General features: G+C 49.4%; 27 protein-coding genes. 15 read left to right on the top strand and 12 right to left on the bottom strand.

All coding sequences use genetic code 11. The features are described from left to right. Positions 1–71 precede the first annotated feature (71 nt). Positions 72–554, bottom strand: a complete 483-nt coding sequence (locus GS601_RS14055; RefSeq protein ID WP_162423915.1) for a DUF732 domain-containing protein — start codon at positions 552–554, stop codon at positions 72–74. An 817-nt stretch (positions 555–1,371) separates the two neighbouring features. Here GS601_RS14055 and trmFO point away from each other — a divergent pair. Beyond that, positions 1,372–2,727, top strand: coding sequence for an FADH(2)-oxidizing methylenetetrahydrofolate--tRNA-(uracil(54)-C(5))-methyltransferase TrmFO (trmFO, locus tag GS601_RS14050; protein ID WP_162423914.1), 1,356 nt, complete (start codon positions 1,372–1,374; stop codon positions 2,725–2,727). Positions 2,728–3,333: 606 nt separating this feature from the next. After that, positions 3,334–3,984 carry a uracil phosphoribosyltransferase gene (upp, locus tag GS601_RS14045; protein WP_162423913.1) on the top strand — a complete coding sequence of 217 codons (651 nt, stop codon included), beginning with the start codon at positions 3,334–3,336 and terminating at the stop codon, positions 3,982–3,984. Positions 3,985–4,171: 187 nt separating this feature from the next. Here the strand turns inward: upp and GS601_RS14040 are convergent, their stop codons facing one another. From GS601_RS14040 to GS601_RS14020, 5 genes are all read right to left on the bottom strand, one after another. Continuing rightward, the gene (locus GS601_RS14040; protein ID WP_162423912.1) at positions 4,172–4,384 is read right to left on the bottom strand and encodes a hypothetical protein; all 213 of its coding nucleotides are present in this window, start codon (positions 4,382–4,384) and stop codon (positions 4,172–4,174) included. Positions 4,385–4,560: 176 nt separating this feature from the next. Next, a complete protein-coding gene (locus tag GS601_RS14035; RefSeq protein WP_162423911.1) occupies positions 4,561–4,968 on the bottom strand; it encodes an alr0857 family protein in 408 nt (135 codons plus the stop codon). Positions 4,969–5,215: 247 nt separating this feature from the next. After that, positions 5,216–5,428: a hypothetical protein gene (locus GS601_RS14030; RefSeq protein WP_162423910.1), complete on the bottom strand. Its 213-nt coding sequence runs from the start codon at positions 5,426–5,428 to the stop codon at positions 5,216–5,218. Between the two features lie 244 nt (positions 5,429–5,672). After that, positions 5,673–6,068 carry a DUF4198 domain-containing protein gene (locus GS601_RS14025; protein WP_162423909.1) on the bottom strand — a complete coding sequence of 132 codons (396 nt, stop codon included), beginning with the start codon at positions 6,066–6,068 and terminating at the stop codon, positions 5,673–5,675. 229 nt (positions 6,069–6,297) lie between these two features. Then, positions 6,298–7,773, bottom strand: coding sequence for an ATP-binding protein (locus GS601_RS14020; RefSeq protein ID WP_202925086.1), 1,476 nt, complete (start codon positions 7,771–7,773; stop codon positions 6,298–6,300). Positions 7,774–8,047: 274 nt separating this feature from the next. Between GS601_RS14020 and pyrH the strand changes: the two genes are divergently transcribed. Together pyrH and frr are read left to right on the top strand one after the other, a co-directional pair. Beyond that, positions 8,048–8,776: a UMP kinase gene (pyrH, locus tag GS601_RS14015; protein ID WP_162423908.1), complete on the top strand. Its 729-nt coding sequence runs from the start codon at positions 8,048–8,050 to the stop codon at positions 8,774–8,776. After that, positions 8,763–9,311 carry a ribosome recycling factor gene (gene frr / locus GS601_RS14010; RefSeq protein ID WP_162423907.1) on the top strand — a complete coding sequence of 183 codons (549 nt, stop codon included), beginning with the start codon at positions 8,763–8,765 and terminating at the stop codon, positions 9,309–9,311. Before pyrH ends, frr begins: the two co-directional genes overlap by 14 nt. A 198-nt stretch (positions 9,312–9,509) precedes the next feature. On the opposite strand, the gene GS601_RS14005 is transcribed toward frr, so the two are convergent. Together GS601_RS14005 and GS601_RS14000 are read right to left on the bottom strand one after the other, a co-directional pair. Next, positions 9,510–9,968, bottom strand: coding sequence for a GatB/YqeY domain-containing protein (locus tag GS601_RS14005; RefSeq protein WP_162423906.1), 459 nt, complete (start codon positions 9,966–9,968; stop codon positions 9,510–9,512). 59 nt (positions 9,969–10,027) lie between these two features. Then, complete coding sequence (locus tag GS601_RS14000; RefSeq protein WP_202925084.1) at positions 10,028–13,588, bottom strand: WD40 domain-containing protein; 3,561 nt, start codon at positions 13,586–13,588, stop codon at positions 10,028–10,030. 437 nt (positions 13,589–14,025) lie between these two features. Between GS601_RS14000 and GS601_RS13995 the strand changes: the two genes are divergently transcribed. The 3 genes from GS601_RS13995 to GS601_RS13985 all read left to right on the top strand — a co-directional run bounded on the left by GS601_RS13995 (position 14,026) and on the right by GS601_RS13985 (position 16,191). Then, positions 14,026–14,580 carry a helix-turn-helix transcriptional regulator gene (locus GS601_RS13995; RefSeq protein ID WP_202925083.1) on the top strand — a complete coding sequence of 185 codons (555 nt, stop codon included), beginning with the start codon at positions 14,026–14,028 and terminating at the stop codon, positions 14,578–14,580. Between the two features lie 415 nt (positions 14,581–14,995). Continuing rightward, positions 14,996–15,379, top strand: coding sequence for a sensor histidine kinase (locus GS601_RS13990; RefSeq protein ID WP_202925082.1), 384 nt, complete (start codon positions 14,996–14,998; stop codon positions 15,377–15,379). A gap of 95 nt (positions 15,380–15,474) precedes the next feature. After that, the gene (locus GS601_RS13985) at positions 15,475–16,191 is read left to right on the top strand and encodes a potassium channel family protein (protein WP_162423905.1); all 717 of its coding nucleotides are present in this window, start codon (positions 15,475–15,477) and stop codon (positions 16,189–16,191) included. On the opposite strand, the gene GS601_RS13980 is transcribed toward GS601_RS13985, so the two are convergent. Beyond that, positions 16,148–17,788 (bottom strand): cation:proton antiporter, encoded by a 1,641-nt coding sequence (locus tag GS601_RS13980; protein ID WP_202925081.1) that lies wholly within the window; start codon positions 17,786–17,788, stop codon positions 16,148–16,150. The genes GS601_RS13985 and GS601_RS13980 overlap by 44 nt on opposite strands. Before the next feature lie 129 nt (positions 17,789–17,917). Between GS601_RS13980 and GS601_RS13975 the strand changes: the two genes are divergently transcribed. The 3 genes from GS601_RS13975 (at position 17,918) to GS601_RS13965 (ending at position 19,935) form a co-directional block, all read left to right on the top strand. Continuing rightward, positions 17,918–18,463, top strand: a complete 546-nt coding sequence (locus GS601_RS13975; RefSeq protein ID WP_162423904.1) for a DUF3124 domain-containing protein — start codon at positions 17,918–17,920, stop codon at positions 18,461–18,463. Between the two features lie 172 nt (positions 18,464–18,635). After that, entirely contained in the window at positions 18,636–19,634 is a 999-nt protein-coding gene (gene hemC, locus GS601_RS13970; protein ID WP_338017041.1) for a hydroxymethylbilane synthase, read from the top strand. Positions 19,635–19,671: 37 nt separating this feature from the next. Then, positions 19,672–19,935 carry a hypothetical protein gene (locus tag GS601_RS13965; protein ID WP_162423824.1) on the top strand — a complete coding sequence of 88 codons (264 nt, stop codon included), beginning with the start codon at positions 19,672–19,674 and terminating at the stop codon, positions 19,933–19,935. 75 nt (positions 19,936–20,010) lie between these two features. On the opposite strand, the gene GS601_RS13960 is transcribed toward GS601_RS13965, so the two are convergent. Next, positions 20,011–20,691 carry a Uma2 family endonuclease gene (locus GS601_RS13960; RefSeq protein WP_162423903.1) on the bottom strand — a complete coding sequence of 227 codons (681 nt, stop codon included), beginning with the start codon at positions 20,689–20,691 and terminating at the stop codon, positions 20,011–20,013. A 165-nt stretch (positions 20,692–20,856) separates the two neighbouring features. Between GS601_RS13960 and glgA the strand changes: the two genes are divergently transcribed. The 4 genes from glgA (at position 20,857) to GS601_RS13940 (ending at position 24,286) form a co-directional block, all read left to right on the top strand. Continuing rightward, on the top strand, positions 20,857–22,272 hold the full coding sequence (gene glgA, locus GS601_RS13955) for a glycogen synthase GlgA (protein WP_162423902.1): 1,416 nt from the start codon (positions 20,857–20,859) through the stop codon (positions 22,270–22,272). Positions 22,273–22,496: 224 nt separating this feature from the next. Next, positions 22,497–23,519, top strand: a complete 1,023-nt coding sequence (locus GS601_RS13950; RefSeq protein WP_162423901.1) for a 1-acyl-sn-glycerol-3-phosphate acyltransferase — start codon at positions 22,497–22,499, stop codon at positions 23,517–23,519. Positions 23,520–23,642: 123 nt separating this feature from the next. Continuing rightward, on the top strand, positions 23,643–23,858 hold the full coding sequence (locus tag GS601_RS13945) for a hypothetical protein (protein ID WP_162423900.1): 216 nt from the start codon (positions 23,643–23,645) through the stop codon (positions 23,856–23,858). Next, on the top strand, positions 23,846–24,286 hold the full coding sequence (locus tag GS601_RS13940) for a type II toxin-antitoxin system VapC family toxin (protein ID WP_162423899.1): 441 nt from the start codon (positions 23,846–23,848) through the stop codon (positions 24,284–24,286). The genes GS601_RS13945 and GS601_RS13940 overlap by 13 nt, the downstream gene beginning before the upstream one ends. Before the next feature lie 64 nt (positions 24,287–24,350). Here the strand turns inward: GS601_RS13940 and GS601_RS13935 are convergent, their stop codons facing one another. Both GS601_RS13935 and GS601_RS13930 read right to left on the bottom strand, forming a co-directional pair. Further along, positions 24,351–25,196 carry a LysM peptidoglycan-binding domain-containing M23 family metallopeptidase gene (locus GS601_RS13935; protein WP_162423898.1) on the bottom strand — a complete coding sequence of 282 codons (846 nt, stop codon included), beginning with the start codon at positions 25,194–25,196 and terminating at the stop codon, positions 24,351–24,353. Between the two features lie 390 nt (positions 25,197–25,586). Continuing rightward, on the bottom strand, positions 25,587–26,423 hold the full coding sequence (locus tag GS601_RS13930; RefSeq protein ID WP_162423897.1) for an alpha/beta fold hydrolase: 837 nt from the start codon (positions 26,421–26,423) through the stop codon (positions 25,587–25,589). 179 nt (positions 26,424–26,602) lie between these two features. On the opposite strand from GS601_RS13930, the gene gifA reads away from it, so the two are divergent. After that, entirely contained in the window at positions 26,603–26,800 is a 198-nt protein-coding gene (gene gifA, locus GS601_RS13925) for a glutamine synthetase inactivation factor IF7A (RefSeq protein WP_162423896.1), read from the top strand. The last annotated feature ends 191 nt before the right edge of the window (positions 26,801–26,991 follow it).

Below are 26,991 nucleotides of genomic sequence, written 5' to 3'. Positions count from 1 at the left end.
TAGGCTCTAGGGTACAGGCTGCTGAGGATAAGTGGTGAGATTACTGCTTAACTCTGCCCTATCGCTCAGCGCTACGACTTCTGTGCAGACTGAGGGCAATAGTGCTTTGGCGCAACCTGCACTGCCATCGAAGCCATCTCAACCAATACTTCTGTTTGGGCACCGTCGTTCTGCTGGGCCGACTCTACCATTTCACGATATTTTATTTCCATAAATTCGCTTTCGCTTTTGCCAGCCTCAAGCGCTTGACAGAAGTTTTGAGCCACGTTGATGAGTTGCTCCGGGTTGTTTTCTACTATTCGGGAAACCCTTGAACCTGAGCCACCATAGCTTTTCAGCAGTTTCTGAACCTCTGCGAGAAAAGCAGCATTCTTCTTAGAATCTTTGGCAGCTTTCTGAGTATCAAATCCGCACACAGAACTCGTGAGATCAATAACTCGATTCCCCACTTTCATGTAGCAGGTGTAATCAGGCGAGGAGGGCGCAGCCAGGGCAGGAGCGATGCTGGTCAGCACGCTGAGTAAGAGAGAAGCTGAGATTAATGGTTTTAACATGGACGGGCTGAGGTCGGGTACTGCTCAAGCATTAACCAACTCTCATAAAGCAAATCCAGGGAATGTACCAATAATCAATAAATTTTAAGTAAAGATTATTTGAATCTTTGTCTTCCTTGGATCTTGCATCAATTTCATGAGTGCGAGTTCGTTATTGCGATCCTGCCCTGAAAGAAAATTGTGGTGCAAAGCCTTTGGATTTCTCTCCTACACTGCTTTAGTGGAGATTCCTAGGGAATGCTGAAATGGCGATCGCACTGGGCTAACTACTGAAAAATCTGATGAATTCGCTGATGTTGAACATTGCAAACAGACCTTTACGAACAGACCTAATTATGCATCCTTCATTTTGCATTCTATAGAACTCTTAGAGAAAAGTAGAGCGCCCTGAAAACGGCTCTGAGTAGAGATAATCTGTTTCGGTTTCTGACAAAGACTCTAGAGCAATCCTCGGCAGAAAGCCAGTGTTTCTACGGATTGTTTATATATTCTTCATAAACAAATGAAAAAATCTGCGGAATTTACGGACATATCTCAATGCAAGCGTATTGTTTCTTGAAACGCTCAGGAGCATTCATAAACGCCAAAGAAATCGCTATAAGCCAAACTGCATCAGGATTGTTCTGTTTGGTAAAAAAGCTCTAAAGCAATCTAGAAAACCCGGCAGCGTATTACTACGGACTCAACTAACCTGAACTTTCTTTTTTATCAAGCAATAATAAAGTCTTCTAGAAATCCCATGCTGCTCAGAAAGCCCTGTGCCTCTTACCCAGAGCCTCTATCCTAGAAGAGAAAGCGCATACGATCGCAGACAACAATGACAGATTTTCAACCGATACAGGTTCTAGGGGGCGGATTAGCAGGCACAGAAGCCGCTTGGCAAATTGCCCAGGCAGGCGTTCCGGTGATTTTGCATGAGATGCGCCCAATAGTGCAAAGTCCGGCTCACCATAGCGAACACCTGGCAGAACTGGTGTGCAGCAACTCGTTTGGAGCGCAAGCTACGGATCGATCGTCGGGTCTACTCCATGAAGAATTGCGGCGGTTGGGATCGATTGTGATTGGTAAAGCAGATGAGCATCAGGTTCCGGCAGGGGGAGCGCTGGCTGTTGATCGGGCGGTGTTTAGCCAAGATTTGACGGAGACCCTTTCTCGTCATCCGCTGATCGAGGTGCGGCGGGGGGAAGTCACAGACATGCCCACCCAAGGAATTGGGGTGCTGACAACTGGACCTCTGACCACTCCTGCCCTAGCGGACAACCTGCGTCAATTTACAGGCATGGAGTACATGAGTTTTTTTGATGCGGCAAGCCCGATCGTGGTGGGAGAATCGATCAATTTTGAGACGGCATTTTTGGCATCTCGCTACGATCGCGGGGAAGCGGCTTATCTCAACTGCCCACTCAACCGAGACCAATATTTGCACTTTTGGCAAGAGTTGAGCAACGCAGAACAAGCGGAACTCAAAGAGTTTGAACGCGAAACCGCAAGGTTTTTTGAGGCGTGTTTACCAATCGAGGAAATGGCACGGCGGGGTGAAGATACGATGCGTTATGGTCCGATGAAGCCGGTCGGATTGTTTGATCCACGCAAAGGCGACTTCCGCGACCCGGAAAACAAACAGCATCGCCCGTATGCGGTGGTGCAACTGCGGCAAGAAGATAAAGCGGGTCAACTTTGGAACATGGTCGGGTTTCAAACTAACCTGCGCTGGGGCGAACAAAAGCGAGTTTTCAAATTAATTCCTGGGCTAGAGAATGCTGAGTTTGTCAGAATGGGTGTCATGCATCGCAACACGTTTATCAACTCTCCAGAATTGCTATTACCAACGCTACAGTTTAAAGCGCGACCAACGCTATTTGCTGCCGGACAAATTAGCGGAACAGAAGGCTACACTGCTGCTGCTGCTGGGGGCTGGCTCGCTGGCACAAACGCGGCACGAGTGGCATTGGGGCTACCAACCGTAGCGCTTCCGGCGACTACGATGATGGGCGCATTGTTTGACTTTATCAGTTCGGCGTCTCCAAAAACCTTTCAGCCTATGCCCCCAAACTTTGGAATTTTGCCAGCACTGCCGCAAAAGATTCGGAACAAGCAAGAGCGGTATGGACAGTATCGCGATCGCGCCTTTGCCGATCTTTCTGCATGGGCAGCTATGCATCGGTTAGCGTAGTGCATGGCTAGCAAAATTGACGCATCACCCTAAAAAACAGAGCACAACGCAACCGCCCAGTCGTTTTGAACATCGACTCTGGAACATGGCAAAATGCCTGACTGTCTTGATGAAAAATGCGGTTCAAATAAACGATCGCGTTACTTGAACCGCAGACGATCCTCTAGAGAGGAGAACACTGCAAAACAGTATAAGTTTGTTGCAAATTTATGTCAATACAAATGCAATAGTTTCTCAACTAATTCCCACGCAAGCGGCTGACCAGTTCTAGCGAAACTACTCAGTAAAGGTGAAAATCTTATCTGGCAAGCTTTGCAAGATAACTCCTGACAAACTAGTGGTCTGTCAAGATTGAAATGATGGACTGGGAATTGATGAGTGGGTGAGTGGATGAGTGGATGAGTGGATGAGTGGATGAGTGGATGGGTAACATCTCCATCTACCCCTCCACCCTCTTACCCCTCCACCCATCAACTCAACGTTAACAATCTACGAGAACGCTCTCTAGTACCTGAAAAAGACCAGAGGGAGTATTATATTTGGGACTCACGAGATTTTGCTGAGAGTCCTTTGTAGTGCTTGCACCTTCACAAATGATCAACGACTATGACCCTTCAACTGCGTGTCTACGTTCCACCTCATCCATTAATCCAGCACTGGTTGGGGGTTGCCCGCGATGCTTCTACCCCGTCGCCCTTATTTCGCAGTGCCATGACCGAGTTAGGACGCTGGCTCACGTATGAAGCCGTTCGAGAGTGGTTGCCAACCCTAGACACAACTGTTGAAACTCCATTAGCGCCTTGCCCTGCGACATTTATTAACCCAGAAACTCCGATCGCCGTTATTCCCATCCTGCGCGCCGGTCTTGCCTTACTTGATGGGGCACAGTCGTTATTGCCATTGGCATCGGTCTATCACTTGGGTCTTGTTCGCAACGAAGAAACCTTGGAAGCGAGTTGTTATCTCAACAAATTGCCTGACCAGTTTGCTCCTCAAACTCGTGTCTTGATTCCTGAACCGATGCTAGCAACTGGCGGATCTACCCTGATGGCAATGGCAGAACTAGTCAAGCGGGGCATCGATCCTACGTTTGTGAGAATTGTTTGTGTTGTGGCAGCACCTCCAGCATTGCAGAAATTGAGTGTTGCTTACCCTGGGTTGAATATTTACTCTGCGGCGATCGATGAAGGTCTCAACGATCGCGGCTATATTGTTCCTGGACTAGGAGATGCTGGCGATCGCACCTTTGGAACGTGAAGCCGTTTGCGATCGCGACTTAGCCATTGACCGCTTCAAACCAGGCTCCTATTTCATTAGGAAACAAACTACTCTTTCAATCATCATTCCAATCATCAACTTGATTCTTTCTGTGATACTTTGCAATTTTCCATCATGAAATAGAGCGTTCGATCAGATGTTCATAACCTGATCGAAGCGTGATGCATCACCATAATAAACGACGTTCTAGATAGTATAGAGATTGCAAGCGGTGTTGTGCCTCTAAGTGATCAACATGCTGTTTGTGGCTGCGATCGTAAAGATCATTTTGTTCTAGTTCTGAAGAAACATGTTTGTAATCAGAATCAGATGGCTCTGGCTCATTCGAGCGGGCATTCAGATGCCACAGGCTGAGATGCTGTAGATAAAGGAGGAACATAGGGTCGCCTCTGGCTATTTTATGCTGTATTACATGAATACTACATAGCGTACTACAAGAATGTCAAGGGGTACTACAAATCTGTTACAGACTTACCTCAAAGCGCTTGAAAGTATCGACAGAATCAGGTTTGCAAGCCTTTATCCTGCGTCCTGCATATCTACAAGTTCACCCGTTTACGAATTGCACACGGTTTTGGCTTGGGTGACTTGCCACAGCTTGTAGACAAAAAATTCAACTTGGTCAGCTAAGGCTGTGACAAACATACCTTCTTCAGCATCAGCGCTGGCAGCAATCCAGCTACCTTGCAGACTGATTTCGACAAACTCAGGATCAACCAAGGCAAGCGCGATCGTAGACTGTGGATCTGTTGAGGGGGCGTTCTGCATCAGACGCACTAGGCGTTCTAAGTTAACTAACCCCGGAGCCTGAGCAGAAATTAGAAATGCTGCTCGGCTCGATTCGACGTGCAGCGTGCATCCTAGGCGCAATGCCAAGACCACATGCTGAGCAACCAGCGCCTCTAAAGAAGTGCTGACCCGCTCTAGGTGCAATCCAAATTCGGTGTAGGTGAGCTTTAACATTTCGCGTCACTCCTGAGTGGCGGTTTGCGTCAGCCGTTCAACCAGTGAAGTTTCTCAACTGACTTAGATTACTGACTTAGATTACTGAGTTGGATTAACAAACACCTTGAGTGTTGTAGAAGTCTTCAGCAACAGAGGGCGGCAAAACGGGGATCTGTCTAGATAGCATCGCAAACTTCCAAAAAATAACCCCCGCTTCTATTTCTAAGAGCGGGGGTAGCTAGTTACAGCGTGTAGGCTGCTGGCTTTATATGGGTAACAGGACGTGCCCGCACCTTCCGCTCTTGTTCAATCGGTCTAGAATAAATGTCCCCAAAATTGTGCCGAAGCCGGGAATGGCTTGATCGGTATAAAACGCGACCCCATGCATTCTCCCAAATGCGAACAGCACACTATCAACGCCCAAGCTGTTGGTGGGTCGCCGATCGAGGGTGCTGTTCTGAGAGGTTTTACATAACATGGGAAGTCAGATTTCTAAGATATTCTTCTATTAAAAATACTACATGTGTAGTACTAAATTGTCCACAAATTCGGCAAAAGATATCTGAACCCCTTACCGATGAAAAATCCATCGAGACTAAAAAAGCGATCGCACCTTGAGATGCGATCGCTTTTTTAGTCTCAACTACGAAAAGAATCTACCGATTAAACAGGCGCGGCGACAAAAAGCGAGTTCCTAAAATGCCTGCGATCGCGGCAAAGCCCTACACCATCAGTTGAGCTTTGAGCGGCTGCCCAACCCCCTGACTAATGTCGTTCACTTCTACACCGCGCTCTGTCACTGGAACCGTCAGAATATCTTTATGGTCTGATTTGCCGATTTTGACCGTCCAATCTCCTCTGAGCGACGCATCCGGCATAAATTCAAATCGCCCTTGAGCATCTGCTTTGCTTTCTAACCAAGGGTGATGTTTGTCGGATGGGGCAAAGATCTGAACATCGGCAAACGGGTATGGCTCTCCGTCGCTAAAGTTTGCCCGAATTTCTAGCTGAGACTGCCGGAGCAGAGAATAATCTGCCTGTAGGGCATGGGCAAAGGCTGTTTTCGGAAACCCAACAGTCGTTAGCACCAACAGCAAGGCGATGACGATCGCTTTCATGATTGTAATCTCCAAGGAGGATGATCTGTCCTTTTGACCTGCATATCATACCAGCCCTCTCAAAAATGGGCGGTTTTGTTAGTTGTGTTGCAGTATTCTCCTGCCCCAACCCACCGAGCCGCACCCAAGGCAAACCTGGGCGATTTGAGATCTAAGAGGGGTTGAATATGCCTTTACGTCGCCTCTACGTCTGTAGGTTAACACCCAAACTTAGGCTAATTTCTGAGGCTTAACTTTGAACAATTGGTAGAGTGATATGAAAGCTTGCCCCCCGCCCTGGTTCCGAGAAACACTGAAGGTTGCCATTGTGCGTTTTGGTAACAATTTGATAGCTGACAGATAACCCTAGCCCTGTGCCCTTGCCGACTTCTTTGGTGGTGAAAAAGGGGTCAAATAGTTTAGCTTTAACGACCTCATCCATCCCAAAACCGCTATCTGAAATTTGAATTTGCACCTCATTTTCGTTGAGGGTTTCTGTGCGAATGGTGATCGTCTGTGGTGGCGTTTGAGTTTCTTTTGTCCCCGGTTTTTGAGGATGAACACACGGCTTAGTCTCAACAAGATTCATGCTTTCTAGAGCATCGATCGCGTTTACCAAAATATTCATAAATACCTGATTGAGCAGCCCAACATAACACTCAACCACCGGAAGATCGCCATACTCTTTGATAACTTGAATTGCGGTATGATTTGGCTTTTCATTTAGCCGATGCTGCAACATCATCAGGGTGCTGTCGATATTGTCATGCAAATCAACGCTTTTTAGTTCTGCCTCATCCAAACGAGAAAATGTTCGCAGCGATCGCACAATGTTCCGAATTCGCTCTGCCCCAACTCGGATGGAGAGAACAATTTTAGGCAAGTCGTCTATTATATAGTCCAAATCAATGCCATCAATATCAGCACCATCAATTTTTGCGATCGCGTCGTTTAGCAAAGATGGCTGCTGTCGATAAAGATGAATCAAATGTAAGAGGTCTTGGGTGTAGTTTTCTAAGTGAGCCAAGTTGCCGTGGATGAAGTTGACAGGATTGTTGATCTCGTGGGCAATGCCAGCAACAAGCTGACCCAAACTTGACATTTTTTCGGTTTGAATGAGTTGCGCCTGAAGCTGATGCAACTCAGCAAGAGAGCACTCTAACTGTCGAGATTTTGCCTCTGCGATCGCCGCAGATTCAAGGCTTTGTTGATACAGTTGGGCTTGTTGATCTAGAATGATCCGCTGTTCTATCTCGCTCTCAGCTTGGTATTGGCTGACCACTGCATTTAACGCAGTTAATAAATGGGTTGACGCTGCTTCCAGAATGGTCTGTAACTGAGGATGATCGGGCGTCAGATCAGTATCTTGTGCCTCTAACAATGTTCTCACGTGAGTAATGTAATCTTGTACCTGGCGATCGACGCACAGCGGCGGCTCGAAGTACATAGCGCTCACCGTGGGCGAAGGCTGACCTGGCAAATTGAGGTCTGCGTCACCCGCAATCAGACCTTGATGCGATCGTTCGATTAGCGCAATCACCTCAGTTAGAGTCTGCTTCAACAACTGCCGCTCGTGCGGGTCTTGAGTGCAAACCAATCTCAAACAAAACAATGCCGTTCGTTGAGATAGCATTCGTTGGCGACCGCTGACATTGACGATGGCGGCGTTGATGGCTTGAGACGCGATCGCGTGCTCCATATTAAAAAACGTTTCTCTTAAATTCAAAATCAATCTCCCTACGAGAATGCCCGGTCTAGGAAACGGTCTAACGGGTGTCTAACAATTTCTGTGAGGATCATTTTAGGTTGCTTTTTAATCTTCAATAAAGGGAATAAACCCTGTCACCGCTCAAACTTTAAGGGTTCTGCAATCGTCTACTATCCAAACTTTCTCTATTTGATCTCTTGACAAACCCCAAAACCAACCCGACGAAACAGACACAAATCTACCATCTGCTGGTATCTTTATTTGGAACCAACTATCACGAAAAAATAAATACATGGGCGTCACGTATCGGCGGATTCTGCTAAAGCTTAGCGGGGAAGCTCTAATGGGAGAGCTTTCATACGGGATCGATCCTGCCGTCGTCAATGGTATTGCTGAAGAAGTTTCTGAAATTGCCGAAAGTGGAGTGCAGATCGCGATCGTTGTGGGAGGTGGAAATATTTTCCGAGGCGTCAAGGGTGCCGCTGCCGGTATGGATCGAGCCACCGCAGACTACATCGGCATGATCGCCACGGTGATGAATGCGATGACGCTGCAAGATGCGTTAGAGCAAATGGGGGTGCAGACTCGGGTACAGACTGCGATCGCGATGCAAGAAGTCGCAGAACCCTATATTCGTCGCCGGGCAATGCGCCATCTCGAAAAGGGTCGCGTGGTCGTGTTTGGCGCTGGGTCAGGTAATCCGTTTTTCACCACCGACACCACCGCCGCGCTGCGTGCCGCCGAGATTGGGGCAGATGTCTTATTTAAAGCTACAAAGGTAGATGGAGTCTACGATTCTGACCCGACGAAGAATCCGGCAGCAAAACGCTTTCAAAGCCTGACCTACTCCCACGTTCTCACCAACGATCTGAAGGTCATGGATAGCACTGCCATTTCTTTATGCAAAGATAACGATATCCCCATCATTGTGTTTGATCTCTCGGTGAGAGGAAATGTTCGTCGGGCGGTGATGGGCGAGTCGATCGGAACGATTGTCGGAGGTTCTTGTGAAGTTTGCTGATGTCGAAGACCATATGAAAAAGGCGGTCGAAGCTACTCAACGGTCTTTTAATACGATTCGGACGGGTCGGGCCAATTCGAGTTTGCTTGACAAAATTGTGGTTGAATATTACGGCGCGCCGACGCCGCTCAAGCAACTGGCGAACATCTCGACGCCAGATGCATCTACGATTCAGATTCAACCGTACGATCGCAGCAGTTTGAGTATTATCGAGAAAGCGATCTCGCTGTCAGATATTGGTCTGACGCCGAATAACGATGGTGCCATCATCCGGCTCAATATTCCGCCGTTGACTAGCGATCGCCGTAAAGAACTGGTGAAACTGGCAGCAAAATATGCCGAAGAAGGAAAAGTTTCGGTTCGCAACATTCGCCGAGATGGGGTGGATGCGGTGAAGAAACAGGAAAAAGCCAAGGAAGTGTCTGAAGACGAAGCAAAGGATTTGCAGGACAAAATTCAGAAGCTGACAGACAAATATAGTGCTGAAGTTGAAAAAGTGTTAGCCGAAAAAGAGAAAGACATTATGACGGTTTGACGGTTTAAGTCAGGTGAGCGCGTTCAGAAGCGTGCGGCGGCAGATTGGGGGAGAATGAACCGGATTTAACGGGTAGGCGTTGCGCTGAGGGCAACGATGAATTTGCCCTTCCGGCAAAGCAGATCGAAGACCTCCCCAACGCCCTATTTTTTAGTTGCCACATCCCCTCCCCAATCTGCTGCCACCTGCGCTGGATGTCTAACCCCCCAGCTTTGCTTTCACCGATGCTTGGACTTTCTTTCCATCTGCTTTGCCTTTTAGCTGCTGCATGGCGGCACCCATCACCTTGCCCATATCTTTGGCAGACGATGCGCCAACCTGAGCAATAATTTGCTCGATCACCGCCGCTACTTCTGCATCAGAGAGTTGCTGCGGCAGAAATTCCTCTACGATCGCTAACTCTTGGGCTTCTTGCTGGGCTAGGTCGTCTCGGTGTGCCTTCTGATATTGCTCGATCGAGTCGCGGCGCTGCTTTGCCACTTGAGACAACACGTCAAGCTCCTGCTCTTCGGTTAACTCGGTCTGACCAGAGGGGCGCACACTCACTTCTTTTTCGAGCAATCCTTTTTTGATGCTGCGGAGCGTTTCTAAGCGCACTTTGTCTTGAGCCTTCATCGCCCCTTGGATGCCTTCTGTGATGGTGTCTTTCAGGCTCATAGGGTTTCTCTTTCTAAAGAACGGTGCATGTTTAGGATACCGTGCCCAAGGCAAGGTTGCTAATCGGGGGTGCTGATTGCGCCCAACGCCGTTAGCGTGATTTTTTGCGCTTCTGTAATCCCCTCAATTCCTGAAATCATCATGCCGTCGTAGGGTCTGGGTTTTTGTAGCACTTGCAGACACTCTCCGGTTTGCCGATCCCACAGGCGGATCGTTTCATCTTCACTACCGCTTGCCACTAAGCGCCCATCGGCACTGCACGCCACCGACCAGACGCGATCGCGGTGCCCCTCTAACACCTGATGCGCTCCGGTTTGCCCATCCCACAGTTTGATAGTGGGTTCGATCCCGCTACTAATGATAGTGCGCCCATCGGCGCAAAAGGCCACGGCAGCCAAGCGATCGTGGTCGTTCAAGGTTTTCAGACACCGCCCTGTTTTGACATCCCACAGTTTTAGGGTGTAGTCTTCGCTGGCGCTGACGAGCGTTTTTCCATCGGGGCTAAATGCGATCGCAACGACTCTACGATCGTGATCTTTCAACGTTTGCAAACATTGCCCCGTCAGAGGGTTCCACAGTTGGATCGTGCAATCTTCTTCGCCACTGGCAAGCAGCGCACCATTGGGGCTATAGGCGATCGACCAAATTCGACTCTGGGCAATGATAATGCGGCGGCATTCGCCACTCGCCGGATTCCATAGCCGAATGGTTTGATCAAAGCTACCACTGGCAAGGGTCTGCCCATCGGGGCTAAACGCCACCGACCACACCCAGTTTGTGTGCCCCCGCAACACTCTAGAGCGATCGTCGGCATCTAAGATCCAAAGGCTGATCGTGTGATCTAGGCTGGCGCTGGCAAGCTGTTGACCATCGACACTAAACGCCACCGACCACACCCAGTTTGTATGCCCCCGCAAGGTTTTGAGACAGCGACCCGAAACGGTATCCCACAAATTGACCGTGTGATCCGTACTTGTGCTTGCCAGCAGTGCCGTTGTGGGGCTAAACGCCACCGACAGGACAAAGTTGGTGTATCCTTGGAGGGTTTTGCGGCAGTCTCCAGAACGACTCCACACCCGAACCGACTGGTCAGCGCTGCCACTTGCCAACCATTGCCCACAGGGACTAAATGCCACCGATCGCACCGGCGCACGATGCTCGTGTAAGGTTTTGATGCAGCGCTCAGTCTGAACATCCCACAATTTCACGGTCTCGTCGTAGCTGGCGCTGGCGAGCAGTTGCCCATCGGGGCTAAATTGGATGCCGCGCACTTCGGCAACATGCCCCGCTAAGGTGGTCACCGCTTGCGTGGTGAGATTCCACAGCCTCACTGTTTCGTCTTCGCTGGCACTGGCGATCGCATGACCCGATGGATGAACCGCTACGCCGCGCACCGCACTGGTGTGCCCTTTGAAGGTCTGAAGACAGGTTCCAGTTGCCACATCCCACTGTTTAACGGTGCGATCGTCGCTGCCACTGATCAGCGTGTGCCCATCTGGGCTAAATGCGATCGCGCAGATCCAATGGTGATGACCGCTCAAAATCCGCAGACACTCCCCAGTTTGGGCATCCCAGATCCGAATGGTGCGATCGGCGCTGCTGCTTGCCACGATCGCCTGGGTTGGGCTGTAAGCAACCGACACGACCCAATCGAGATGCCCCCGCAAGGTGTGTCGGCACCTCCCCGTTGCCACATCCCACAGGTTAACGATCGTGTCGGCACTGACACTTGCCAAGGTCTTGCCATCGGCGCTAAATGAAATTTCGCAGACCCAATGCTGATGCCCTTTCAAAGTAGCGAGCTTTTGCCCATCGGCAACGCGCCAGAGATGCACTTCTCCCGACGTGTCGCTGGCGGCCAAGATCGTCCCATCGGGGCTATAAGCCACCGACCAGACGTTGCCCAGCGTATCGGAAAAGAGTGATTTTTCCAGGCTGGCGTTTGTGAAATTGACGTGATGCAGGGTTGCGCCTTGGAGATGGGCTTGCCAAACGGCTAGCTCTGAAAAGTCGTATCCGGTCAGGTCAGAACCTGCGTAGCGCAAGAGATTGAGCACGTTTCCGGCTCCATATCCGGGGGTGCACCCAAACTCTTGCCTCAGCGATCGCAGCACCTCGCGCAGTTTCTCCTCAAAATCGCTATGGCAGTGAGAGGCGGCGGTGAGCCGATCGAGCAAGGGCTGCACAATCATGCGGATCTGGCTTTCCCGAACGTAATCTTCGACGCTAGCCTTCATCAGAGCATGAGACATAAACAGGTGAAACTTGCCCGTCACGATTTCCCGATGAATGCAGGTGATCAGTTTGTCGATCGCGTATTCCATCACCACAGGCTGTTGGGTAAACCTAGCCCCGTGTTTTTCAACCAGGGGTCGGCGAGCTAACGATGCCAGCGCTTCAAACAACTGACGTTTGGGCACCGGGGGCACAATATCGTCTGCCAGTTCTGCCAGCGAAACGCCCGTGCGGTTAATGGCGATCCAGTACATCATCTGTTTTTCGAGATCGGAGAGGCGATCAAACTGTTCGTCAAGCAGTTTAGAAATATCGCCAAACACGGCAGTTTCCTGGTTGAGAAACTCGGCAACGTCGCCATCAAACAATTCTTGAATGGTGGCAGCGGCGATCTTGAGCGCCAGGGGATTGCCCGTATACAGATGGGTCAAGTCTACGAAGGTTTGCTGGGTTGCCATCAGCGATTTGGGCTTGAGCAATTCATGCACGTCGGGGGCAGCTAACCCGGCTAAGCGCAAAGAGCGAATTGCCTCTCCTTCGAGAGCGGCAACCTCTCGCGGCTTTTCTCGGCTGGTGATGACCAGGCAACTTTGATGCATCGTTTCGCCAATGCGCCGGAAGAGCGAGCCATACGCTTCATAGCCGCTTGGGTAATATCCCGTCTGTTCGCCACTGCCTAAAATAGATTCGGCGTTGTCTAAAATCAGCAGGCAGCGCGACGATCTCAGATAGTGCATCAACCGTCCGAGTTTGCCATCGGTGGTTTCGGGGAGTTCGGTTTCGTGTTGTTTAGACAGAAATTGAATCAGGTCAGCCAAAATCGCTGCGATAGGCGGGGCATCTCGCAGCGATCGCCAGATGATCTGCTCGAACTGGGGTTGAAGGGCAGTGGCTAATTTAACAGAAAGGGCGGTTTTGCCGATGCCTCCCATGCCCAAAATGGCAACGAGGCGAGCGCGATCGTGGGTGATCCACTGCTGGAGTTCGGCAAGTTCTTGAGCGCGTCCGCAGAAACTGGAAACATCGATCGCTTCTCCCCAGTCACATTGGGGAAAAGGGCATGTAGCGGGATTGAGATCGAAAGGAGGATGGATTGCCAACTTGCTGCGATCGCGATCCCCGTGGGCACTTTGCTCGGATGCCCACTGTCTCAGCACAACCCGAAAATTGCTCTTAGTGACCCGTTGCCCAACGTGTTCTGAGAGGGTCTGCCAAAGTTGAGATCCCACCAGTTTTACATAGTCGGGATCGTAGCCTTTAGCTGTCGCCATTTGTTCGTAGGTTTGTCCGTCGCAGGCAAGACGAAAGACCGTTTCTTGCAGATCGGTCAGTTGCCCTTGCCCCAAGATGCTGTCTAGCACTCCTAGTGCTTCGTTGATAGTCATGATGATTGCACCCAACGCCAAAATTGCCTGAAGCCATGATTAGTGCGGCGCACACTCCATAGAAACCGCCGGGGGCAAGTTAGCGGCATGTTGATTCGAGCTTGCTGATCGGGTTTCTAGAACGCTGCGCCTTGCGCCAATTTCTCCAGATGCGATAAGTCCCAACTCAGGGAATTTACGGAGCTAAATCCATTGTCAGCCAAACCTCTGGGATTTACAACTAACGTTTTATAACTTCGCTTCGCTGCAAGTCCTAACTTTCTTCCACTGCTAAGCCAGACCTGTCTGTTTTATTGTCTTAACTATAGGCAGACGGAGAGGGGAATAGGTCACAAAGTATAGATTTTTCTTCGTTTCTTACCCCTGTTCTGCTCTTGCATAATACGGTCTGCTCAACCGTAGTAAATCACACACTGCTGTTCATTCGCCCCAAAACAATGATGAACCTGAACTTCTCACAAATCGCCAATCGTTTTCTGTTGTCTGTGTTGGAGGGTTTAGTTGATGGAATCATGATGTTGAACGCTGACGGCGAGCTAATGTACACAAACTCCCGGGCAACAGAAATTTGCCGGAAGCTAAACGCCGAGTCGAGTCTCGTTCCTGCTGAGGTTTGGCGTTCTTGTGAAGCGTTGATTGATAGCCGAGAACTCTATGGCGATCGCCCGTTGGTGATTGAGTCAGAATTTACCACGATCGACGGGCAAACCTATCGCACTCGCGCCCAGTGGCTTACCCTAGATGGGCTAGATCAACCCTGTTTGCTGGTTCGCCTTGAAGATCAGCAGCAGTCGCTTCAAAGCCTCGCGTTTTCTGAAGCAAGGCTGTTTGGGTTGACGCCTCGTGAGGCAGAAGTTTGGCTGTTGCGGCGCTGCAATTTGTCGCGCAAGGAAATTGCAGACCGCCTGTATATCACGATCGATACGGTGAAGAAACACTTAGGCAATATTCAGATGAAACGCCAAGCCACTCAAGAAGAATGGTGTTGTTAGAACCGTGTTTCTCGGAACGGTCAGAACTTCAATTCCTTAACTTTAAGATTCGGAGTTCTGGCTTTTAATACCAAATTAATCTGTAAATGCTACAGACGTGCGTAGGCAGGGGGGTCGAGGATCTGTCGCCGTGAAAAATCAATTTGGTATAACTCCGATCAAAGCAATCAAGGTTCTGAGGTTCTCGGCGTTTATCCTAAACTCAGCAAGGCTGAACAGTTGAACTCAACATTCCGAGCGCCTAACCTGAAATGCCGAGCTTTTTACTCGACACGCCGCCTTCAAAGGGTGGAGCATCAGTCTGCGATCGCCCCTCTCTGCCATTCTCACCAAGGCCCAGCTTGGGTTACTGATCGCGGCTGATGACTCGCGTTACCACCACCCCTTGGGAAACGTTGTAGATAGCGCGAAATCAATGGGGGTTCTGGTAAACAATTTGCTGCTGTTGGCTCGTCATCAGGGACGGCTTACGCCTGAATCGCTAAAGTTACTCAATCTGAACGATCTGCTGAAAAATCTAGCAACGCAGTTCACCACATTGGCAGAACAGCAAAATATCAAACTGACCTACGAACTGCCTGAGCAACTGATCAAATTATGGGCTGACCCTGATTTGCTCCGGCAGGCAATCGAAAACTTGCTCAATAACGCCTGTAAATACACCCCCGCTGGTGGAACAGTACGGTTACACTTAACTCCTCATCCTGGATGGGCAATCGTTCAGGTGATCGACACGGGAATCGGAATTCCAGAAGCAGACTTACCCTATATTTTCAATCGCTTCTATGTTCCAGATTGAACTGCCCCTCAAACCCGATTAATAAGCAAGATCAAACGGTTGGGTCGCTTATAGTGAAAATCTGTAATGTTCATTCTTGGGGTAGACAGGCAGTCATGTACGTATTAATTGGTGGAGCCGGGATGATGGGGCTAAGTTTAGCCCAGCAGGTATTAGAACTCGGTCATACAGTTGCGATCATCGATGCCGACCCGCTTGCCTGTCGCTTTGCTCGTGAAAAAATCGGAGTGATGGCATTTGAAGGCAGTGCGGTCAGCACAACGGTTCTACTCGAAGCGGGAATTAAACAAGCCAACGCGGTCGTTGCAGCCCTTAGAGATGATGCGTTGAATCTGGCGCTGATCACCCTATCCAGGAGCTATGGCATTTCCCATATTGTGGTGCGAATGCGCGATCGCGAATTTTTGGAAGCCTACCGCCTTGCCGGAGCGAGTCACATCATCAGCACAATTGATTTGGCAGTCGCAACAATGGCAAATGCGATTGAATACCCTCAAGTCGAGTCGATGATGCACTTTGAACAAGGACAAGTCGAGGTGCTAAAACTGCCCGTTCCAGGTGATTGCAATGTGGCAGGTCGCACCGTTGCCCAAATTGCTCAAGATCCTCGATTTCCAGCGGGTTCGCTGATCATTGGGTATCAATGCCATGCCTGCGCCAATCTAGAGATTCCGAACGGCAATACGGTTCTTGAAGCAGGTTCTACCATCCTGGTTGTTACCCGTCCAGAACTCGTTCACCCCATGATTGATTACCTCGGCATTCGCACTACTCATCTTCCAACGTTAGAAGTTTCTCATCCAAATCTTTAATGTAGGGCTGAACCAGGTCTTCTGGAACAATTCGTTTGCGGAGCGCATCACTGACTGCCCCTTTTTCTGCTAAAAGTAATCGCCGTCGAATCGCATCTAGCCCACCGCGATTGGCTCTGCCAAGCTCCGAAGGATCGCCCTCTCGTTGACCTGCCCGATGCTGATTGTAGAGATCGCGCAGCACTCGCTCAGACTGTGCGACTCGTACTTGATACGATGCCCATAACTCCTCGTAAACTGCTTTCGGCAACACGCCTGATTTCAGCAAACTATCTAGCTCATCTTGAGCCGCTTTGGAAGCAATCAACTGAATCTGTAACTGCCCAGCTTTCTGCATGACATCAGAAACACGGCTGATTTTTAGCCGTTTGACCAGCCAGGGTAAGCTTAATCCCTGTCCAACCAGGGAGAATAAAACGGCACCAAAAACCAGCGCAATGATGTCGTCCCGTCCTGGCACCGTAAGAGGAATACTAAGCGCCAGTGCCATTGAGAGTGAGCCTTTGATGTTTCCCAAAAACAGAACGTGCTGCCAGCGAAGCGGAATCGGACGATCGAACCACCGCAGCCCTGCCAACAACACATAGACCGAGAGAATCCGTCCCAGTTGATACGCCAAAATGACGAACAGGATGGACGGCAAAATTCTCCAGAGCGTGACCGGGTTAATTTCGATGCCAATCAGCAGGAAAATAAATGTATTGACCCCAAAACCAGCGTATTCCCAAAAACTCAGTAAGGTGATTCGATCCGAGGCAGACGGACTGCGAGAAAGCCCAAGATTGCCAAAAATGAGTCCGGCAATAACCACAGCTACCGCACCGGATACCCCTAAAAACTGCCCGATCTGGAACGTTCCTAACGCCAAGGCAACAGTCAGCAAGAGACTACTCAATGGGTCATTTAATCGAACAAATATTGGCAGGCTCAAGTAGCCTAAGATGACTCCCACAAATCCCCCACCCAAGGCGACCACGAGTAGTTCCTGAACTCCTTGCACAACGGTGAGAGAACCTGTCGCATAAACGACCAAAATCAGATTGAATGAAACCAGGGCAGCCGCATCGTTGAACAGAGTTTCTCCCTCAACAATGGTGGACAACCGGGAAGGCACACGGATCTCCTTAAAAACCGCGATCATCGAGACGGTATCGGTGTTTGCCAGAATGACGCCAATCAGCAATGCGGGAATCCAGGGTAGACCCAGCCCAAATTTAACCAGAACAGCAATAATTACCGAGGAAAAGATAGAGCCTGGACCTGCCAATAGCGCGATCGGCTTAAAGGTGCTGCGGAGACGGCTGATATCCGTATTGATCGCGGCTTCAAAAATAAGAATGGGTAGGAAAAGATTCAACACTAAAGATGGGTCTAAACCAATTCGACGCGACAAGACCTCTGTAATGGGCAGACCTGCTAATACTAAACCCGTGACATAGGAAATTCGCAACTGTTGGGTTACGAGTGCAACAACAGTTGCAATCAGCAGCAGAATGATCAAGATGATGACCAATTCAGGAATGGCTCCTGCCCTTTGGCTATCTGTAGCAGGATTGTTGCCCAAGGGAGTTTGCTGCGCTACGATCCATTCCATCATCGCTACTCCTCCCATAAACTTGTTTCCTCAAAGAAATTGAAAGATTAACTACCGTTTGAGTCTACAGGAGATGGTTCACTCTGCTGGAGGCGTAACTGCAATGTATCTGGTGTGATTGGATGACTGCCGATGAAGCTGAAACAGTATCTCTGGGTTTGTGGAGCGATCGCTATCCTCACCTCCTGTTCATCTCAAGCTGCTTTACAAAGGCAACAATCTGATACAAAGCGGGAAACCTCACTGAGGGCAGTCACGTTAGATAAGACAAAAGTTGTGACGGGACAAACCGTGTATGTCCCTATTTACTCGCATATTTATCACTACAATAGCCAGGATCAGATCGTGAATTTGTCAGCCACGCTCAGTATCCGAAATACGGATCTGACAAATTCGATTGTTATCACTTCTGTGCGTTACTACGATACCAATGGACAACTGATTAGGCAGGATATTAAGAGTCCAGTAGAACTAAAGCCGCTTGCTTCCACAGACTTCTTTATTGCAGCAGATGATACAAGTGGAGGGTCAGGTGCAAACTTTATTGTGGAGTGGGTTGCAGAAAAAATGGTCTATGAGCCTATCATTGAAGCAGTCATGATTAGCACATCCTCTTCTCAGGGTATTTCATTTATTAGCCCCAGTAAAGTTCTCCAGCAGCGCGGCAGGAGAGATTGATTGGAGCAAGCTCAGATACAGCTTTAGAATGGTGACTTCTGCTAATTTATGAAATATTTGGCTGTTATAAAGCTTGTTTTTGATTTTGAATGCACCTTAATCATCTGTAACGATTTCAGCAGGACGCGCTCACCCATCGATCAACACACTACGGTAAGGTGGAGAAAGTGATTTGAAAAGCCTATTTCGCCCTGCCGCTATGATGTCTCCAACCGTTTCTAGTCCCGCCCGCACCATTCGGATTGGTTCTCGCAAAAGTCAGTTAGCCCTCGTTCAAACCCATTGGGTTCAGGAACAGTTGCAGAAGGCGTTCCCCGATATCACCTTTGAAGTCCACACGATGAGTACCCAGGGCGACAAGATTCTAGATGTGGCGCTGGCAAAGATCGGAGATAAAGGACTCTTTACCAAAGAATTAGAAGTCGGAATGCTGAATGGCGATACCGATTTTGCCGTGCATTCGCTCAAAGATTTGCCGACCCATTTACCAGAAGGCTTGATGCTGGGTTGCGTGACCGAGCGCGAAAATCCTGCCGATGCGCTGGCAGTCCACGAGAAGCACAACGATAAACAGCTTGATACCCTTCCCGAAGGTGCGGTGATTGGCACGTCTTCCCTCCGTCGATTAGCCCAACTGCGCCATCACTACCCGCATTTCACCTTCAAAGATGTGCGCGGCAATGTCATCACCCGCTTAGCGAAGTTAGATGCAGGCGAATACGATGCGCTGATTTTGGCGTATGCGGGTCTGCATCGATTAGAGTTGAGCGATCGCATCCATCAAACCATTCCCCCTGAAATTTCGCTTCATGCCGTCGGACAAGGCGCGCTCGGCATCGAGTGTCGCGAAGGAGACACCGAGATTCTGGAATTGCTAAAAGTGTTGCAGCATCAGCCCACCGCCTACCGTTGCTATGCAGAGCGGGCATTTTTGCGCGAGTTAGAAGGCGGTTGCCAAGTGCCGATCGGTGTGAACACGGTGATTGATGGCGATACACTGACGCTAACTGGAGTCGTTGCGAGTTTAGACGGTAAAAGGCTGGTGAAAGATACGGTTTCGGGCGCTGCCACCGATGCTGAACAGCTAGGAATTGAACTGGCACATCGAGCAAAAGAGCAGGGCGCACAGGAAATCTTAGACGAGATTTTTGCCACGATTAATCGCAGCTAGAATGAAAGCTACAGATTTCCATTCGTATGCCAAGCTTATGACTTCACTCACTGAAATCGAAGCTGCTATCTTGCAGTTGCCGAAGGATGAGGCGCATGAGCTACTTCATTGGCTACAGAATTATCTTGAGACTGCAAATGGAAATCTCGGAAAGAAGCTGAGTTTGTCAGAAGCGGTAGAGGTAATGCGGCATCTTTATGAGTCAGGGGGAGAGCTTGCTGCGATTAGCGCAGAGCGCAACTCCGTAGGAACCGCTGACTCAGACACCGATGATTTCTACAAATACGAAGACTATGCGTAGAGGGCGGATTTGGCTTTACAACTCCAACCCCAGCGTTAGCGACGAAATTACTAAACAGAAGAGTGATGAAACCTCTTAGTGCGGTTCTAGCCGTTTCATAAATGACCGATGCTCTGGCGTCGCCAAACCCTTCTGCAACTCTGCTAAAACGATCGCTAAATCTCCCCGCAAAAGCGCGTCCACTGCTAACCAAAGTCCGGGAAACACTCGGCTTTGGATAATTCCTTGAGCATCGGCTTGAAACGGCATATACTCGCCCTCTTGCAGGTAAAACCAGTCCAAACGATTTTCGTAAGTTTGCCAAACTAAATACTCCTGAACACCATTACGACGGTAGGCGTTGAGTTTAGCATTCATGTCCACAGCCGCACTGCTGGCAGCGATTTCTACCACCAGTTCGGGAGAGCCTTCGATGTAATCATCATCCGTGACCCGCGATCGCCCACCCACTTCTGGCTCAATTCTCAACAGCGCATCGGGTTGAGGTTCATTGTCAAGATCGAGCCGAACCGTTGAATTGTCAGCAAAATCAACACCTGGAGTCGCTGCATAGTAAGTGCCTAGCCATACCATGACCTGAGCATGAGGTCTGCCATGATTCTTGACTCGAACGGGAGATGCCACGTACACAACTCCTTCAATTAATTCTGCTTTGAAATCTTCAGGCGTTTGAGCATACCGACGCTCAAATTCGTGGCGGGTGAGACGATCGCCGCTTTCCAATCGAGGCACTGAGGTAGAAAGCTGGTTAGACATGATCTAGAGCTAATTGGCGTTGACCTTATTGTGACATACGGGTTAGAGGGGAAATTTGCGATCGCATCTCCTACAACTCCCCTCAAGTCGGTATGATCACAGTGCTGTGACTCAGTGGTATGACTCATAGCGCGACCAACTCACCAAGGGGACATAGAGCAAACCATGCGAATTTTATTTGTGGCAGCCGAAGTTGCTCCGATCGCAAAAGTAGGAGGCATGGGAGATGTCGCCGGAGCATTGCCAAAAGTGCTGCGATCGATGGGGCACGATGTCCGCATTTTTATGCCCTACTATGGCTTTCTCAACGACAAGATCGAGATTCCCAAAGAGCCGATCTGGAAGGGAGCCGCGATGTTTAATCCCTTTGCGGTGTATGAAACGGTGCTCCCCGATAGCGATGTTCCCTTATATTTGTTTGGGCATCCTGTGTTCGATCCTCGGCGAATTTACTCTGGTGAAGATGAAGATTGGCGGTTTACGTTCTTTGCCAATGGCGCGGCAGAGTTTGCCTGGAACTATTGGAAGCCCCAAATTATTCATTGCCATGACTGGCATACGGGCATGATTCCGGTGTGGATGCACCAAGATCCGGACATTGCTACGGTTTTCACGATTCACAACTTGGCGTATCAAGGTCCGTGGCGCTGGAAGTTGGAGCAGATGACGTGGTGCCCGTGGTACATGCAGGGACACAACACGATGGCGGCGGCGGTGCAGTTTGCCAATTGGGTCAATACCGTTTCACCCACTTATGCAGAGCAAATTAAGACTCCCGCTTACGGAGAAACGTTAGAAGGGTTGTTGTCTTTTATTAGCGGTAAAGTGTCTGGAATCGTGAATGGCATCGATACTGAAGCGTACGACCCAGCCGTGGATAAAACGATTGCCAAACCGTTTGGGGTCGATAGTCTCGATCACCGTAAGGCAAATAAGATTGCGCTGCAAGAAGAAGTAGGGCTGGAAATTAATTCAAAAGCGTTTTTGATCGGCATGGTCACGCGGTTGGTCGAGCAGAAGGGGCTGGACTTAGTGATTCAAACCCTCGATCGCTTTATGGCATACACCGATTCGCAGTTTATTTTGCTGGGAACGGGCGATCGCTACTACGAAACCCAGATGTGGCAGTTGTCCGCCAAGTATCCCGGTCGCATGTCGGTGTTTTTGCTCTACAACGATCCGCTCGCAAGAAGAATTTACGCCGGATCGGATGCGTTCTTGATGCCGTCCCGGTTTGAGCCGTGTGGGATTAGTCAGATGCTGGCGTTGCGCTATGGTTGCGTTCCCATCGTGCGGCGAACGGGCGGTCTAGTCGATACGGTATCTCCCCACGATCCAGAAAACCACGCGGGAACCGGCTATGCCTTCGATCGCTACGAACCGCTTGATCTGTTCACCTGCATGGTACGGGCGTGGGAAGGCTTTCGGTTTAAGCCCTACTGGAAAGAATTACAGGCGCGAGGAATGCAGCAGAATTTCAGTTGGGAAAAATCTGCGATCGAATACGTCAAGCTCTACCACACCGTAACGGGTTTGCCGCCCGAACAGCCCGCCAGAACTATCCCCAGAGGCAGCCGTTAGCCGTCAGAGCGTCATCTAAATATCAATTTAATTTTTTGAATGCAATAAATTGTTGCATGGTGCGAAATCGTGAAGAGATGTTTCGCCAAAACGTCTGTACGGTATCGGGTCTGTCGCATTCAGCCATTGGTTTGGTATGAGTCAAAGTTCTGAGTATTGAAGGATGATGGTTTTCAACAATCCCAGTAATCTAAACGTCAAGACATTATTGAGCCTCTAACGTTATGACGCCTTTTCGATTCTCCTGGTTTGATCGGTTCTGTCTGTGGTATCCGCCTGCCTGGTTGATTTTATTCAATCGTCACTGGCAGCACTACCGCCCCGATCCCGGCGGCTGGAATTGGCTAGAATACGCGTTATTTCTGATGCCGGGAGGCTTTTACCTAGCACTGTTAATGCGTTGGACTCGATTAGGGTTTCGCTTGCCCATTGCAACCGACATCAAACCTGACCCGGAGTATCAAAAAGCGTTTCGCGACGAGATTTTAGCGCCGATCGTGCTGCGATATTTTCGCGCAGAAATTCATCACCTTGAATATTTGCCAGACAGCCCGCCTGTGGTGGTGGCGCTCAACCATGCAGGCATGTGCTTCCCATGGGATTTTGTCTGTTTAGGGTTTTTGTTGGGTCAAGAAACAGGTTGGTTTGTGCAGCCCGTGGCGCATTCGCTGTTTTTTGATCATCTGTGGTTGCGGTGGTGGTTGCCGCAAGGATGGGCGCAAGCGATGGGAGGTGTCCGAGCAGAGCGGCAGAGTGTTGAGCGGGCGATTAGCGCAGGGAGCAACTCCGCAGGCATCGCTGCCTCACATACCACGGACGAAACCGCTCAAAAACAGGTTTTGCTCTATGCCCCAGAAAGCTGGCGAGGGCTAGCAAAAGGTTGGCGGCGTCGCTATCAGCTTGAAACATTCGATCCAAGTTTTATTCGTTTAAGCATTCGCTATAGTGTTCCAGTTTTGCCGATTGTCTGTTTAGGAAATGAAAATTTACATCCTTGGACGTTCAATTCAAAGTGGTTAGCGCAGAGATTCAAGATGCCATTGCTGCCAGTGTCACCTTTTCTGTTAGTCTTTGTGTTGTTTCCCTCGTTGGGAGTGTGGGCAATGCGATCGCATCTACGCTATTACCTCCAGCCCTTACAATCTCCGTGGAAGGACGTAGAACCAATCCGCTTGCAGACCTATCAATATGCAGAAAAGCTGCGATCGCAGATGCAAACCGAACTGCTGGACTTACAGCATAAATAATAGTTAGGCACACTGTTTGAAGAAAGGTGAGCCGGTTCAAGTTCTCTTGCTTCGGTGCTGTGGATCTGTCAAAGTCGAAAGCAGTATGGCAGGATCAACGAGAAAGGTAGCTAAACAAAACAGATGACAACCTATCAAGAACTTCGCCGTCAAGTTGAGAATTTGACACCCGAGGAGCAACTTCGCTTGTTAGAAGAGCTTGCTTCACTGGTACGCCACCATATTTCACCTAAACCAAAGCGCAGCATCTTGGAACTTGAAGGACTGGGCAAAGAGGTTTGGCGGGAAATGGATGCTCAGGAATATGTGGATCAGGAACGAGCGTCATGGAATGGCTAATTCAGCTTCAAGGTCAAACAATTGGCTTAGATACTGCGCCCATGATTTATTTCATTGAGCAAAATTCGACGCATCTAGAGAAGGTTCGGGCTTTTTTTGCAGCGATGAGACGAGGTGAGTTTCGAGTCGTTACGTCTACGTTAACGTTAACGGAAGTGTTAGTTCATCCGTTGAGAGCCGGAAATGTAGAATTAGCGCGTGAGTATCGTGACATTATTCTCGATCAAGCGTATTTGATTACTTTTCCAGTTTCTGCGGCGATCGCTGAACGGGCGGCTCAACTAAGAGCCAATTACAATTTACGAACTCCAGATGCCATTCAAATTGCCACAGCACTTCAGGAAGGGGCAACCGTTTTTTTAACAAACGATGCGCGTTTACCTGACATTACTGATTTGAAGATGCTGGTACTGAATGACCTTCTGTAAGCAATAACAGCCAACATTCAGAAAGACAAAATAACGATCGTGTTACGGCGGAATGTACCGCCCGTTATTTTTGCAAGTGAGAGGATGGATCTTCAGCCACCCATCCTAAATTAGAATTTGATCGCACCTCAAAATGCAGGTGAGGCTTTAGCGAGCTTGGAGTCCCGGTCTGACCGACTGTGCCAACCGAAGTTCCTCGCGTCACGGTTTGCCCGACTTCGACGCCAATTGTCTCAAGCTGAGCATAACGAGTTTGATAGCCTTTTTGATGATTGATCACAACCATATTCCCGTAAGCACCTTGGGAACCCGCAAACGCTACCGTCCCCTGTGCGATCGCGCTAACCGATGTCCCCACTGGCGCATCTAGATCCAATCCGCCATGAAAAATGGGTTCTCCTTTGCCTTGGGGAATATACCACCCATACCCCAACAACACCCCCGCTTTCTGAGCGAGAGGATAGCCACTAAGAGCAGTTGAAGCTGCCGCGATCGGCTTGTTTGCTCCATCTGGCGACCAATTTACCCCAGGAATAAACACCACTCTGGGCGCTTTCTGGCAGCCGTTCACCTCATACAGCACATCTGGGCGAACTCGATATTTGGTAGCAACATCGCGCCACGATTGACCCGCAGGCACCTCAACCCGCACTCCGTTATAGGGCGGAATCAAGAGTTCTGCCCCCACGGTCACTTTGCCATTCCGAACGCTCGGATTGAAACCCATCAATGTTGGCGGAACGAGACTATATTTTTGAGCGATGCTTTCTAGGGTTTCTCCAGACGCGACGATATGCCGCCCTAGCCGAGACAAAGCAGGAGTAGGGCAACCCGGTTCTGCCGCCTGAGCAGGAGGAACTAAAACACCTGTGAATAGAAATCCGAGCAACAGGAAATAGCGTAACGTCATAGCGATAAGAGATAAAGAATGAAGAACAGGAAATGCACACTCGTGTCTCTGCAACAAGTTTCCGTCTAAACGGTTTCATCAAAAGAAAATATCATTAGTGCCTTTAGAAGAGATGCCGTAAGGTAGATTGCTAAGAAGAACGCTAAATTAATGTAAAATAAAACATCAGGTAAAATGGGCTACCGGAAATTTTCAAATTTATAAGACTGATGCAAGTTGAAGTTGCCTTCATCGCCGCTTTTTCTAAAGACTTTCCAAAGATTTAGAAAGAGGGTGACCAAGGAAATTAATTGCGCTGATTCCAGTTTACATAGCCTCAAAAGTTTACTTACTTTCAAGTCGGTTTGTCGTCCTCAAATTTCTTATTTTAGTACAACTGTTATCCGCATTTTAGATCGCTTGGCGGCGTAGAAAAGGAACCAACACCTCGTTAACTTTTTCATGCCAGTCTTCTTGAGGATAATGCCCCACTTCATCGAGTTCTACAAATTCTGCATGCCCGATCGCTTTTCCGATGTCGAGCGATAACCACGGATCGCGCGCTCCCCACCCGATCAGCAGCGGCTGTTGCCACTGTGCCAAGCCTGCCTCTATCTCTGCGGTTGCCTCTTTAAGCTGCAAATTTTGGATCATTCTCAGCAGCGATCGCCCCGCATCAGAGGTTTTGATCCACGGACGCCGATAAATGCCTAAATCGTTCTCATTAATCTGATAGCCGCCCCCACCTTCAAGGATGCGATCGACGAGGAGCGGGTCTTGGGTCATCATGTCGCCTGCCAGGGGAATGCCCATCTGTCGGAGTTTCCAAGGCAGTTTCGCCGCTTGAGAAATCGGGGCGTTGAATATCGCAAGCCGCTTTACTTGTTCGGGGTGGCGCAAGGCATACTGAATGCCAATCGAGCCTAGAAAGCCTTGAGCAACGATAGAGATGTGCTCCAGTCCAAGCGTTTTAAGAAAGTCGCCCAGCGCATCGATATAACTGTCTGGCGTATAGGCGAAATCGCGGCGATCGGGCATACTGGAATTGCCGCAGCCGATCCAGTCGGGCGCGATCGCGCGAAATTTTTGTTCTTCTAACGCAGGCAGCACATGCCGCCAACTGTAACTCTGAGACACCAATCCATGGAGCAACACCACCGGGGGCTGGCGATTTTGCTGAGCGGGTTCGGCATCGCGGTAAAACCACGTTAGTCTTCCCACATCTTCTACATTTTGGGTGATTGCCATCGGGTCTCCTGCGATCGCGTATGTGTTCGAGCTTACCTTTTAGCGGCAACCCAGAACAACAACCCCGTCGAAAGATAGATTGTCAGAAAATTTTAACTTTATTGCAATTCTGTATTGAAATATACAGAATTTATCTGATATAGTATTTGCATAACGTGAAATTGCTAGGAGAAACCAATATGTCTGTTCAAGATCAAGCTCGCGCACTAATGGTTCGTCATCGTCACATGATCCGCAATCGTGAGCAAACCATGTTGAGCCGGAAGGCAGTCGAATTAGGCATGCCAGCAGAAACCGCTCACATCGTTTCCGATGCAAAAGGTGGCGTCAGTTCTTCTTTTGAAACCTACGATCGCAGCAATGTCGGTCTGAGCTAAGGTTGGTTTCTGCTAAGCCACCTTACCGCTTAGCAAAGGTTCAATCCAAGAATCATGAAGGCGTTCTTTAACGAGAAGAGCGCCTTTTATCTGTTTAAAGTTTGTTGAAATTTGGGTGGTGCATCACTATGGGGGTGAACCTCATCCCCAACCCTTCTCCTTAGGGCAAAGGGAGCCAGAATTCTTGTTCC

Origin of the sequence: Myxacorys almedinensis A (assembly GCF_010091945.1) — a bacterium.
GTDB lineage: Bacteria > Cyanobacteriota > Cyanobacteriia > Leptolyngbyales > Leptolyngbyaceae > Myxacorys > Myxacorys almedinensis.
The sequence above is the reverse complement of the archived record's forward strand: the minus strand, read 5'-3'. Positions and strand labels throughout refer to the sequence as shown.